The following is a 13,345-nucleotide window of genomic DNA, read 5'->3' as shown; positions in this document are numbered from 1 at the left end:
CTAGTAAATCGAAAGTTGAACTTTTGATTTACTAGGTAAAAAAAAATCCTCGCTGAAATTATTCAACGAGGATTTCTAATCAAAACAGTAAAATATCTATTTACTCCCTGCCACTTTCATTGGGTTTGAGCCAACCGACTGGCCTCTAACCGCGGTTGCAGCTTTCATTTTAAATGCTCTGAATTTACTTTCTTTTGCTTTGCCGCCCCAAGTGTTATTACTTGTATCAATATCAGCTGTTTCACGTAATGGATCAACTAAAATTGAAGCTACTTCTTTATCCTTAACATAAAACTTAGATGTTTTCAACTCATTGTGCCTCCAGATTTGTGCAGGGATACGATCAATTTCCTTGCTTCCATCTTTATACGTGAATTCTACAATAATTGGCATAACCAAACCGCCCTTATTACTAAAACTCAGCTCGTACAAAAATTTATTTGCATACTCGGCCTGGTCTCCTTCCGGGACAACTTCGTAAGGCATTGCCATTTCTTGTTTTGTTGTTGCTGTCGTATCAAGCGTTACCATACCTCTATCATACTTATAATAGAAATCTTGTGCGCCCGTGTTTTTATCAACGTAGAAATTAATTTTCTTGTCCTCACGGTTTCTGATTTTCGAAATGTCTTCGAAAGCATTTAAAGCAGGCTTGTCCACTTTAACCATTCTTGATCTTGCCGCAGGAACTTCTTTTGGAAAATCCGCTTTGGCAAATTTCACGCTATCCAAAGAGATGTCGCAAGGATCAGTTCCATAAAACCAACCTCTCCAAAACCAGTCTAAATCTTCACCACTTGCATCTTCCATGGTACGAAATAAATCAGCAGGTTCAGGATGTTTAAATGCCCATCTTCTCGAATATTCTTTGAAAGCATAATCAAATAACTCTCTCCCCATAATAGTTTCGCGAAGGATATTTAAACCTGTCGCCGGCTTTGAGTAAGCATTTGGCCCAAAACGAACAATATTTTCAGAGTTAGTCATGATTGGCTCGAGTTCATCCTTCGGCAATTTCATATAATCAACAATAGTATAAGCCGGGCCTTTTTTACTCGGAAATTTATTGTCCCAAAGTTCTTCTGTTAAGTATTCAACAAATGAGTTTAAACCCTCATCCATCCAGGTCCACTGGCGCTCATCACTGTTTACAATCATTGGGAAAAAGTTATGCCCAACCTCATGGATAATTACGCCCAACATCCCGTTTTTGGTGCTTTCGCTATACGTTCCATCTGCGTCGGTACGGCCGTAGTTGAAACATATCATCGGGTATTCCATTCCGTTCGCAGCTTCAATACTTTGTGCTACCGGGTAAGGATATGGAATGGTGAAATCAGAATAAGTTTTAATGGTGTGCGCTACCGCTCTTGTTGAGAATTTGCTGTATAAATTGTAAGCTTCCTTGCCATAAAAGCTCATACACATTACGGTGTTGTTGTTCGCCTCAATTTTTTGTGGCATCGCATCCCAAACAAATTTCCGGGAAGAAGTCCATGCGAAATCACGAACGTTGTTGGCATTAAATACCCAGGTTTTTTTAGCAGTAGATTTTTTACCCTCCGCAGCTTTTGCTTCGGCTAAAGTCTGGATTTCTACAGGAGCTGTAGCTGTCTTAGCGGTGTTGTATCTGCTTAACTGAGCTGGCGTTAAAACGGCGCTGTAGTTAATACATTCGCCAGTTGATCCAACCAGGTGATCGGCTGGAACGGTCATTTGTACTTTAAAATCGCCAAAAGTTAAGGCAAACTCACCCCTGCCTGTAAACTGGTGGTTCTGCCAACCCTGAAAATCGCTGTACACACATAAACGAGGATACCACTGCGTCATGGTGAAAAGATAGTTTCCATCGGCCGGAAAAAACTCATATCCACCTCTGCCGCCAACGCTCATCCTGTCGGTAATTTTGTAATTCCAATTGATATTGAAAATATACTTCTGTCCGGTTTTTAGAGCGACTGGCAAATCAACCCTCATCATGGTTTTATTCACCGTGTATTTTAAACTCTTGCCTGTTGCATCTGTCAATTTGGTAATGTTGATCCCGTTACCGTTATCGCCCTTGGCACTCAATTGATCAAGTGTTTGCGTAGTTCCGCCTGCCGGCATTTTCGTTGCATCCTGGTAATTTGCACTTTTAGAAGTACTGTGTTCGTTTTCATCCAGCTGCAACCAAATGTAAGTTAAAGGATCTGGAGAATTATTGGTATAGGTAATGGTTTCAGAACCTGTCAACATCAGGTTTTTTTCATCCAATTCGCACTTAATGTTATAATCGGCACGTTGTTGCCAATACTTTACGCCTGGCGCACCACTTGCTGTACGCTGCTCATTTGGGGTAGGCAAAATAGTGCCCAACTGCTCAAACTTATTGCCATGGTTGCTACCAGGATTGTTCTGAATGTTTTGAGCCATGCCCACGCTACCAGAAATAAGAAGCAGGCCAGTTAATGTAAACAATTTATTCATGATGTTTTCTAATGCTAAAAGGGTATTCTTTCTAAAGCCATTTTTAAAGCCAGGCTAAATACGGCTGCCGATATAAACAAAACCCAGCTAAAGCGCCTAATTCTGGTGTAATTAAAAATAATAAACGTAATCAATAAAATGATTAAAACCATAAAAACCTGCCCTGTTTCTAAACCAACATTAAAGCCGAACAAGCCCCAGCCAACATTCTGGTCTTTCGCAAGCATCATTCTGATAGAGTTTGCAAAACCCATCCCATGTACCAATCCAAAACCAAGTGCCAAAAAATAATTTATCTTGATCGATTTTAAGGAAAAATTCTTTCTAAATAGATTACTCACAGCAGTAATGACAATAGTGCAGGGAATTAAAAACTCCACCCATTTGCTATCGAAACGAATAATATCGAGCACACTCAAAAGTAAAGTTAGCGAATGCCCTATTGTAAATGCAGTTACCAAAATCAATACTTGCTTTAGGTTAGTGTAGCTGTAAATTGCAACCAGTGCCAATATAAACAGCTGGTGATCCAAAGCATCGGCACTGATGATATGGCTCCAACCTAACTTAAAGTAGAAAATAAAATCTTGTAACGGCATGAATAGTTCGATAACTAACGGGATGTGATAGTTTTAAAGCTTAAAATTAAGTTAATAATTCTGAAAAGTTAACATTTTCGCAAAACAACGGATAAGTTTACCTAAAATGTTACCGACATCGGGGTTGATAGAGGAACATATATTCATGAAAATTTCGAATGGAATGGAACAAGTCCCTCTATTGAATCACAACATCGTAGCGATAATTTTGTAAATTCGCATTTCATAGGTTCAATCATGAGTAAGATCAAATTCTTTTTTGCCATTCTGATATGCGGTTACGTTTGCCTTGCATTTAATGTGAAACATCCATTACATGTAAGCACAACTGAGTTAAACTACAATAAGCAAGAAAAAACTATTGAGGTAAGCTGTAGAATTTTTACTGATGATTTTGAATCAATATTAGCTAAAAACTACAAGCAGAAAATAGACTTAACTAATCCTGCAATTAAAGGTAAAATGGATGAGGTGATTAAAAAATATATCATTTCCCATCTGCAAATTAAGGCTAATGGAAAGCAAATTAACATGCAATATGTCGGTTTTGAGATCGACCATGAAGCCACTAATATTTATCTGGAAGTAGAAAAAATTAACAGTTTTAAGTCAGCAGAAGTTACCAATATTATCTTATACGATTTGTTTGATGATCAGATGAGTATCGTTCATGTTGTGAAAGGAAAAACCAGAAAAAGCACCAAGATTTTGTATCCGGACAAAAAGTTCACGGCAAACTTTTAACTGTATTTTTTGTATTAAATATTAAATTACTGTTAAAATAGCACTATTTTTAGTATCCCGTTAATATAAAGATCATACCTGCGGGAAGAATTATTTATAATCTTAGTTTACACATTGGACTGTTAAAATAAGTTATGCATTTAATCATCTTCTCATCTGTTTTAACACCCCGGATAAAATACATTTTCAATTTTATCTTTAAGGAAATACTCAAAGCAGAAATAGAATTCACTGGAAACAGCCAATATTTTTTACAGAGCCAGCATGTTAAAATTAGCTATGGAGAACAACCATTGGGAGACGAGATTTTTTTCAAAAGCACATCAATTCTTTTCTCAAAAAAGGTTAATGAACTAAATATTAAAACTATTCCTTTTGGCGAATATCAGGTTCCGTTTCCGGTAGCAAGTTCTGCACTTCCTTTTGATGTGTTCGCTGCATCTTTTTTTATTGTAACGAGATATGAGGAATATTTGCATCAGCAAAAAACCGATGAGGAATTTAAGGGCGTAAGTAGTTTCCAATATAAATGGAAGGTTTTAGACCGACCCATTATTGATGAATGGGCACTGCTGATTAAAAATATTATCCGCAAAAAACATCCCACTATACATTTCGCAGATAAAAATTTCAGTTCTCAGCCTTGTATTAACCTTAGCATTACACCAAATGCTCCTGATGGTTTTTTAAGGAAGACACGGTTTATATTTAGCACTGTATTCAGCAAAGAAAACAGTTATTTAAGTTCAAAATTTGATCAATTAACCGGCTTTGGCATTAACAATGAAACGGCCTTAACTGCGCTTGAAAAAACAATTGAAAAGCAAAAAATCAGACCCGTATTTTTTATAAACTTTCCAAAAGTGCCGATTGAATACATTCAGGCAAACCAAGTCTCCCAACTGCTAAGTAATCAAAGCGTTGGCTTATTACGACCATGTGCAAGTGATAAGGAAAAAATAAAGGAGATTAAAGACGGCATATTTAAGTTGAAAAAGATTTTACCTAATCAAATCAATTTAAGCAGTCAGCAATTAGAAACCTTAAAATTTCCGATTTGCTACCTTAACCTATTAAACTCGGGCATTACCACAGACTATTCCATGGGTTATCCAGAAGTTTCGGGTTTTAGGGCCGGAACTTGTACACCATTTAACTGGTACGATCTGCAGCTGGAAAAGGTAACAGCACTATTGGTTAAGTGTTATTGTTTAAATGACTCGGTTCTACAAAATATGAGCCTAGATGATATTAAAAAAACGCTAAAAGACTATATTGATGGCGTAAAATTCGTTAATGGTCAGTTTTTAAGTAATTGGGAATTACGTAGTATCTCCAACCAATTGAAATATAAAAAACTACAAGCTACTTTTAATGAGATGAACAGCTATGCAGGCCATTAATTCGTTGTTTTTACTAGAATCAGTCGGTCAATATTTAGCCTGTTTCTCTCTTTATCGTTTTTGAAATGAAGCGTTACCGTATTTTGAAATTCACTGATTTCTACATCGCATAAAAACATTTTCTTTTTGGTTTCTTTTTGACTGCTGCAAAAGGAAATGGGTTGGCTCACCTGTGTTTGCCGTTGCCAGAAAGTAATTTCCGCACCATTGGGAGCAGTTTCAACATCGGCAAAAAGTTTATATTTCCCGTTGGGAATTTCCTGTAAATCTATTCTGATTTGTGCCCCTGCGGTAGAAATAAAATTATTCCCATTGATAGTAGCTTGCCCGTTAAAACTAAAACTCATCAATTGTGGATACACCATCATGGTATCCGGAAGGTAAACTAAGGTATTTTCATTTATAGGTTTGGCCGATGTGGAGATCGCTTTATCGGCATAATAAAATGCTACGGATGTATAGTCGACAGGTTTATTATTTTGCTCCGGACCATGTTCAATGGTATGGAGAATACTTTTTTCGAATGGCATTTTATCTGTTAAAAATAACCGGTAGCCACCAGTACGGCTGAAGGGCAAGGAATAATCCAGCGAACCGTGTAGCGGCAGGCTCATTTTCCGGTCCCAACGATCAAGCAAAGCATACCAACCTCCATTAAAATAGTCTTCAGAACCAGTTCCATGCATGGTCATTTTCCCATCAATTGAAGTGTAGTCATCTCCTTCAAAAAATAGCGTCATTCCTGGATTTAAACCTTGCGCCTGCAGAATGGTGGCTACGTAATGTCCTCTACCCTCTCCCTGCAAAAAAACATGTGGCTTACCCATTGCTGCATTTTTCTCGTGGTTCCAATAAGTGTAAAATTTCCCTTCCGTATTTGAGTTCCGCGGAATGGGTGAATAATACCATTTTGCTTTAATTCTTAGCGGCTCTGCCCTTTCAGCCGAAGTGGCTTTACGGTAAATTAATTCCACCTTCGCATTTTTATCGAATGGCATTGGAAAATAATTGTAGGTGATGTTGTTGGCTGTGCCTGCTAACAGACTTTGCATGGATACGCGACCAAAAGCATAACCAAAAAAGTCGGCCAGCGGCATGTAAACTGCAGGCTGGCTTTCATTATCCCAGGTAATTTTAATATCGATAAGTTTGCTTAATCCTTCAAATTGAAGGGCATTTTCCATTTCAAAACCAACAAAGCGACCGGGTTTATCTACACTTAATAATGTAACGCTTTCGCCGGGATTCAGTAATTTATCCACTGCAAATGCTTCGGCGTTTTTTACAGAAAGATTTTGCCCTTTGATATCTGCCCAAGTTGTAGAAATTTTCTCCAAAGCTGTTTTCTCATCAGCAGATAAAGCTGGATTAAATGTTTTAACAGTAGCGGCCTTGCCGAAATTGCGATATTGAATTTGATAAAACTCAAGTTTCTTCCCTCTAAAAACTACCTTGCATCCATTTTTGTATGGAATCGGGAAGTAGCAAAAATAACCTCCGATTTGGTTGCCACACAGGGGGAGATTAAATGGCGAAACTTTGCCAGAAAACAGGTCTGCAAACCGGACGGAATAAGAAGGCTTTTTACTTCCGTTAAAATAAAAATCGAGCGTATCATTGGTGGGCGTTGGCGTCCAAATCCGATTGATGACCCCAGCCCCCTTATCTTCGAAAATAACCGAGCTTCCATCAGCATTTTTTCTAATAAAGGAATACTTGCCGCTAAAACCATCATCGTTATTCCCTGTTGTATCATAAGATGAAAACTGCTTTACCACCGCATCAGTATATTTTGGCAAATCAGAAAGATTAATCATCGCTCCAAGCTCAGATTGAATGCTGATGATTTTGCGCTGAGCAAAAACATGCACGGAAGATAGGACTATAAAAGTAAGGGTAAGAATTTTACGAAGCTTAGCTAAATTCATAGACTGAGGTTAAGAAAATATTTGGTTAGCGCAACACTAATACGTTTTAGTGATACGATAACTAAATTAAAAATTATTCTCTGGCTAAGCAATATAAAATGTCAGTTTGATTAATTAGCCATAAAGATGTTACCCATTTACCAATCAAAAACAATAAATTAGCCATACCCTTAGCCAAACCTGCAAAATGACAACTTTCGATTTAAGCAAGACAAAATCCATAGCAAACACATTCATCTCTGAGCTTCGTGATGAAAACATTCAAAAAGATTCGATGCGTTTTAGAAAAAATCTCGAACGTATTGGAGAGTTTTTCGCCTATGAAATTAGTAAATCGATGAAATACGTTACTAAAGATGTCACGACGCCTTTAGGGGTTTCGCAATGCGAAGTTTTGGAGCAGCAACCTGTTCTAGCTACCATTTTAAGGGCGGGCTTACCCTTGCAGCAAGGTTTATTAAACATCTTTGATAAATCGGAATGTTGCTTCATCTCTGCTTTTAGGAAAGTTAAAAAAAGCGGCGACTTCGTGATCCAAATGGATTATATCTCTACTCCGGATTTGGATGGTAAAATATTAATTATGGCCGACCCGATGTTAGCCACCGGACAAAGCATGGTGATGTGCTGCAAAGAATTAATGAATAGATATCATATTGCTGAGCTGCACATTGTAGCCGCTATTGCCAGTACCGAAGGCGTAACTCACGTAAAAGCCAACCTTCCAAAGGCTAAACTTTGGCTGGGCGCCATTGATGAGGAAATGACCAGCAAATCATACATCGTTCCAGGCCTAGGCGATGCCGGAGATTTGGCTTATGGAGAGAAAGTGTAATCAAGATTATAAGTATCTAAGGATAAGGCGGGATGTAGCAAAAAAAATAAACAGGGCTAAAAAACATGAACATTCTTTTTGTTTGCAGTAGAAATAAGTGGCGTAGCGCAACGGCTGAGACGATTTTTAAAAACCACAGTCAACACCAGATTTGCTCTGCAGGCACTGCGCCATCTGCCCGAATCAAATTAAACTTAGGCCATATATTATGGGCAGATCTCATCTTCGTAATGGAAAAAAAACATAAACAAAGAATAGCTAAAAAGTTTAACGATGAGATTGTAAATAAGCGGATTATCATTCTGGACATTCCAGATGATTATCAATACATGGACGAGAGTTTAATTGAAGAATTACAAACTAAAACGAAAGACTATCTATTATTAACATAGATGATCTACTTTTGTAAAAACATTTTAATGAAGAAACACATCTTTTTCGACCTCGATCATACCATCTGGGATTTTGATCGGAATGCCGAAGAAACCTTGAACGAACTTTATCATACCCATAAATTAAAGGAACTTGGCCTACTATCGTGCTCCGATTTCATTTTAAAATATACGGAGAACAACCACCAGCTTTGGGCAGATTATCATCTAGGAAAAATTACAAAAGAATTTTTACGGGCAGAACGCTTTAGCAAAACCTTTATTCAATTGGGGATTCACCCCGATTCGGTACCGCAACAATTTGAAGATGATTATGTCAGTATTTCTCCAACCAAGACTAATCTTTTTGAGGCTGCTGAAGAAGTTTTGGCTTATCTAAAGCAAAAATATTCTTTGCATATTATTTCAAATGGATTTAAGGAGACGACATTGACCAAGATGAATTTATCCAATTTAAATCCTTATTTCGAAAACGTAATTATTTCTGAAGATGTGGGCGTTAATAAACCAAACCCACAAATTTTTGAATATGCACTGGATAAGGCCAAAGCAACAAAGGCAGAGAGCATCATGATTGGAGATAGTTTGGAAGCCGATATATATGGCGCTTTAAATTTTGGTATGGAAGCTATTTTCTTCAATCCGTTAGAAAAGGAAAAACCTGTCGATGTAGCCAAACAAATTACTCATTTGAAAGAATTAATGCTGCTTTTCTAATTGTTATTTTATCTTTATTAAATGACAAGCTCCAAAGTGAATACATCAATACATAAAATTGTGAATGCTTATAAAGGCAAGCTAGCACATTATGATGATGAGGTTTTTCAGTTAACCCCACCAATCAATGGTTGGAGTTATAGCGAGGTGTATTCGCATATATTCGATGCCAGTTTATTATCGCTAATTGCCTTAGAGAATAGTGCTCAAGGCAAAGGTGAAAAGGAAGCGACTCATTTTGCAGTTAAGGTTATTTTATTTCTTGGCGCCTTCCCTCCGTCGCAAAAATATAAAGTGCCTAAACGGTTGATAGATCGAGTAAAAAAAATAACGAAAGCCGAAGCTTTAGACTTCATTCTGGAATTTGAGGCATCGCTAAGTAAAATCTACCCTCTGATTGCAACAGCCAATAGAACGATCAAAACTAAACATCCTCGTTTAGGATATTTAAATGCAAAACAATGGCTTCGTTTTATCGAAATTCATCTCAAGCACCATTTAAAACAGTTGGTTAGAATTGAGGACAGTTTTAAACGATAAAAATATTTGCTCATATTTGATTAAATCCTTGAGTTTTATGAAACACCTATTTTATCTATTCGCCTTAACGATTTTATGTTCGTGCAATAGCGAAAAAAAAGAAGAAAAAAACGCAGTTGTTGCTACTCCCGGTGGGCTGGAAGGATTGCAGAAAGGTACTAATGCTGCCGCGGCTACAGCGCAGACCACGGGCAACACCTTGATATTTAATCCTAAACATGGCGAGCCAGGCCATACTTGTGCTTTGGCAGAAGGTACTCCGTTGAATCAAGCCGCAACGGCACAAGCTCAACAACCCGTTACGCAAGCACAGCCCGTTGCAGTTAACGTACCAGCTACAGACAACAGCAGTGGAAAAAACTTAAATCCCAAACATGGTGCCCCGGGGCACAGATGCGATATTGCTGTTGGTGCGCCCTTAGATTCGAAACCTGTTCAAGCAGCTCAAGCAACTACAGGCAAGCCAGTGGTGACACAAACTATAAACACCAAAGTGGCTAAAGGAATGAATCCTCCGCATGGCCAACCAAACCATAGATGTGATATTGCTGTTGGTGCGCCATTGACTTCTAAACCGGTTCAACCTTCAACAACAGTTACCACACCCCCAACTACTATTGCACCAGCAACTGTAAAAACTGCGGAAAACCAGACCGGAGCTAAACTAAATCCAAAACATGGTGAAGCAGGGCACCGATGCGATATTGCCGTTGGTGCGCCATTGAGTTAATATTTTATATTCGGAAAATCAGTTTTAGCTTTGTTGAATTGATTTTCCATATCACTTGTCCAGCCGAAGGCCGTAGTAGCCTGAGCTTTTAAATTTACCCCTGCAGCGCCGCTCCAGAAATGAACGAACTCTCCCCAGTTCATGTCTCTTGAGTACTCGCTTCCGTTTGCCGGGAAATTTTGGGACAACAACACGAAAAACTTATTTAAAGTAGCAGTTCCTCCGTTATTGGCATATATTGGATAGAACCAATTTTTAAACCATTGCGTATTTGCCCGCGGGAAATTATCAACTGTAGCCATACATTTATTATACCAACGATCGGCATCAGCAGTCATCCCCAGCTTTTTGTAAACATCGTATTGATAAATTTCCATCCACTTACTATCGCCCCAAATTTTGAAAGCTGGAGAGTTATGTTTTCCTTTTGATGCAAACTCTACAATATGACCCACTTCGTGGGTTACAATGTCTTTTTCGCCAGCGGTAAAACCAACCCAGGCATTCGCATCTGATAAGCCCACATCAATCACATTTCGCTTGTCATGACTGGCTTCGAAATAATTTGAAGGATGACCGCCACTATATTTCGCGGTATGGAAAATGGCAAACAAGCGTTTATCCTGCCCAAAATCTCCATAAACATTTCGGGTATATTGCCATACTTTGGTTAGGTAATCGTTTGGCCAGGTAATGGATTTATTCACATCTTTATCAAAATAAACCGCTAAATCATCATTAAAAAATACCCGATTAACCACTTGGTTATGTTCAAACCAATGTTCTTGCCAGGTTAAAGGTGGCTCATTTGCCGAAACCGGGTTTTCATTACTCTTTTTACAAGACGCAAAAACAACAAGAATAATAAAGCAGGAAATAATTTTGATCTGTTTCATCTTATTTGGTTATTAATGTATAATGTTAACGCTCATATTTATCAAATGTTTTTCACTGACTTTTGGATACTTCATCTGGCGATAAACATTTTTTTACATCTTTGCGCTAATGAAGTTACCTACTATAAAAGGATTTGACGAAGAAGCATTTAACAAGTATTTAAAAAATACGGGTTGGCTGATGTTAGCCAGAGTTGGCAGCCTAATCATCAAGATCTTAGTTGGCTTTTCGATTACTAACTATCTTGGAAAGGATTTAAATGGAATTTTGAATTATCCAACTGCTTTCACCACTTTTTTTATTGCGGCGGCTGCCCTTGGTCTAGACGGTTTTACAACTCGTGAATTATTAAGAACCCCTGAAAATAGAGATCGTATACTAGGTACAGCCTTTTGGTTGAAACTAATGGGAGGGATAGCTATTATTCCATTAATATTCATTGCATACACTTTATGGAACAACCAAAAACCGATTGAAACTCCACTCATTTACGTCTTAATTGTTGGTTTGACAGGGATCACTCAGGCTTTTTATATTACCGACAGTTATTTTCAATCTAAAGTTCAAGCGAAATATGTAATGCGGGTTCAGGTCTTCGGCAACATACTTTCAGCCCTTGTAAAGTTGATTTTGATTTTTTTAAACCGAGACATCCAATGGTTCATAGTCGCATTGTTATTTGATACCGTTATTCTAGCTGCTGGATATATCTATTTCTACCAAATCAAAGTAGCAAGCATTTTTAGCTGGATTTTTGATTCGAAATTAGCTAAACACTTAATCCGGCATTCATGGCCACTTGCTTTCTCAGCTATTTTAGTGTCTGTATACATGAAAATAGATCAATTAATGGTAGAAAACTACCTTGGTACGGGTGCATTGGGAATTTATTCTACAGTTGTATCTCTGAGTGAAAGTTGGTATTTCATTCCAGTAGCAATTGTAACCTCAGTATTTCCAGCAATCATGAACGCCAGAAGGGATGACCCCAAACGGTATCAAAAAAGACTTCAAAACATGTACGACATCATGGTTTGGATAAGTCTTAGTGTTGCTATTATCATGACTTTTGCCTCTCCGATTATTTATCATATTGTTTATAAACCTGAGTTTTGGGATGGAGCGCATGTGCTTTCTGTACATGTTTGGGCAGGAATATTTGTATTCCTTGGAAGTGCAAGTGGTCAATTCCTGATCGCTGAGGGTTATACAAAACTTTCTATGTTAAGAACAGGAATGGGGGCATTGGCAAATGTTATTTTAAATATCCTGTGGATACCCAAATATGGCATTATGGGAGCTGCCCTCGCAACTTTAGTGGCTTATTTTATAGCAACTTTCTTTATCTTATTCATCCCAAAAACCCGTCAACAAGCAATAATGATGTTAAAATCATTATTTTTGATCACAGCATTTCAAAAAATATTAAAACGTTGAGCACTTTAAAAGCACTTTCTACATTAATTGCAAAACCTAACAGGCTAAAAGCATTATTATCATATGGACATAAAGGTTATTTGAACAGCATCGGCTGGTTCACGGCCTTTGATAAAAAACAAGCAGTTGATGGGAAGGGCAAAGCACTCCCTTGGGTAACCTATTCCTTTATCGATTTTATTAAAGAACGGATCAATAAATCTCAACATATCTTCGAATATGGATCTGGAAATTCTACCATTTTTTACGCAGAGAAAGCCGGATCTGTAACCTCTGTTGAGCATGACAAAGGCTGGTTTGATAAGGTAAAAGGAACAAGCCCTGCAAATGCAGAAATGATCTTTTGCGAGCTTCAACGCGATGGGGAATATGCAAAAAAGGCAGCTTTGTTAGGCAAAAAATTTGATATCATTATCGTTGATGGCCGCGATCGGGTAAGATGCTGCCGATACAGTTTAGAGGCTTTAACCCCAACGGGCGTAGTTATTTTAGATGATAGCGAACGCGAAGTTTATGACCCTGCCCGTATTTTTTTAAAAGAACAAGGCTTTAAAGAGCTTAGTTTTAGCGGAATTTCTCCAGGTTTATTTTATGAAAAAGCAACATCGGTTTTTTATAAAGCCGATAATTGTTTGGGCATTTAATCTCCAATTT

The 13,345-nt window shown here is 37.9% G+C and carries 13 protein-coding genes; 9 read left to right on the top strand and 4 right to left on the bottom strand.

Annotation, left to right across the window (positions count from 1 at the left end; translation table 11 throughout):
• Positions 1-96 precede the first annotated feature (96 nt).
• Together ASE92_RS14535 and ASE92_RS14530 are read right to left on the bottom strand one after the other, a co-directional pair.
• The gene (locus tag ASE92_RS14535) at positions 97-2,469 is read right to left on the bottom strand and encodes a M1 family metallopeptidase (protein ID WP_056850824.1); all 2,373 of its coding nucleotides are present in this window, start codon (positions 2,467-2,469) and stop codon (positions 97-99) included.
• Between the two features lie 14 nt (positions 2,470-2,483).
• Entirely contained in the window at positions 2,484-3,068 is a 585-nt protein-coding gene (locus tag ASE92_RS14530; protein WP_056850823.1) for a HupE/UreJ family protein, read from the bottom strand.
• A gap of 237 nt (positions 3,069-3,305) precedes the next feature.
• On the opposite strand from ASE92_RS14530, the gene ASE92_RS14525 reads away from it, so the two are divergent.
• The gene (locus ASE92_RS14525) at positions 3,306-3,812 is read left to right on the top strand and encodes a DUF6702 family protein (protein ID WP_056850822.1); all 507 of its coding nucleotides are present in this window, start codon (positions 3,306-3,308) and stop codon (positions 3,810-3,812) included.
• Between the two features lie 134 nt (positions 3,813-3,946).
• Entirely contained in the window at positions 3,947-5,215 is a 1,269-nt protein-coding gene (locus tag ASE92_RS14520; protein WP_056850821.1) for a hypothetical protein, read from the top strand.
• On the opposite strand, the gene ASE92_RS14515 is transcribed toward ASE92_RS14520, so the two are convergent.
• Positions 5,212-7,143: a glycoside hydrolase family 172 protein gene (locus ASE92_RS14515; RefSeq protein WP_056850820.1), complete on the bottom strand. Its 1,932-nt coding sequence runs from the start codon at positions 7,141-7,143 to the stop codon at positions 5,212-5,214. The genes ASE92_RS14520 and ASE92_RS14515 overlap by 4 nt on opposite strands.
• Positions 7,144-7,330: 187 nt before the next feature.
• On the opposite strand from ASE92_RS14515, the gene upp reads away from it, so the two are divergent.
• From upp to ASE92_RS14490, 5 genes are all read left to right on the top strand, one after another.
• A complete protein-coding gene (gene upp, locus ASE92_RS14510; RefSeq protein WP_056850819.1) occupies positions 7,331-7,978 on the top strand; it encodes a uracil phosphoribosyltransferase in 648 nt (215 codons plus the stop codon).
• Positions 7,979-8,043: 65 nt separating this feature from the next.
• Complete coding sequence (locus ASE92_RS14505; protein WP_056850818.1) at positions 8,044-8,370, top strand: low molecular weight protein tyrosine phosphatase family protein; 327 nt, start codon at positions 8,044-8,046, stop codon at positions 8,368-8,370.
• A 27-nt stretch (positions 8,371-8,397) separates the two neighbouring features.
• Positions 8,398-9,087 carry a YjjG family noncanonical pyrimidine nucleotidase gene (locus ASE92_RS14500; RefSeq protein ID WP_056850906.1) on the top strand — a complete coding sequence of 230 codons (690 nt, stop codon included), beginning with the start codon at positions 8,398-8,400 and terminating at the stop codon, positions 9,085-9,087.
• A gap of 21 nt (positions 9,088-9,108) precedes the next feature.
• Complete coding sequence (locus ASE92_RS14495) at positions 9,109-9,627, top strand: DinB family protein (protein ID WP_056850817.1); 519 nt, start codon at positions 9,109-9,111, stop codon at positions 9,625-9,627.
• A gap of 37 nt (positions 9,628-9,664) precedes the next feature.
• Positions 9,665-10,357 (top strand): hypothetical protein, encoded by a 693-nt coding sequence (locus tag ASE92_RS14490; protein ID WP_056850816.1) that lies wholly within the window; start codon positions 9,665-9,667, stop codon positions 10,355-10,357.
• Here ASE92_RS14490 and ASE92_RS14485 read toward each other — a convergent pair.
• Positions 10,354-11,253, bottom strand: coding sequence for a hypothetical protein (locus ASE92_RS14485; protein WP_056850815.1), 900 nt, complete (start codon positions 11,251-11,253; stop codon positions 10,354-10,356). The genes ASE92_RS14490 and ASE92_RS14485 overlap by 4 nt on opposite strands.
• Positions 11,254-11,362: 109 nt before the next feature.
• Here ASE92_RS14485 and ASE92_RS14480 point away from each other — a divergent pair, with 109 nt between their 5' ends.
• Entirely contained in the window at positions 11,363-12,691 is a 1,329-nt protein-coding gene (locus ASE92_RS14480; protein ID WP_056850814.1) for a flippase, read from the top strand.
• Positions 12,688-13,335 carry a hypothetical protein gene (locus ASE92_RS14475; RefSeq protein ID WP_056850813.1) on the top strand — a complete coding sequence of 216 codons (648 nt, stop codon included), beginning with the start codon at positions 12,688-12,690 and terminating at the stop codon, positions 13,333-13,335. The genes ASE92_RS14480 and ASE92_RS14475 overlap by 4 nt, the downstream gene beginning before the upstream one ends.
• Positions 13,336-13,345 lie beyond the last annotated feature (10 nt).

This window comes from Pedobacter sp. Leaf41, assembly GCF_001422545.1.
Classification (GTDB): domain Bacteria; phylum Bacteroidota; class Bacteroidia; order Sphingobacteriales; family Sphingobacteriaceae; genus Pedobacter.
The sequence above is the reverse complement of the archived record's forward strand: the minus strand, read 5'-3'. Positions and strand labels throughout refer to the sequence as shown.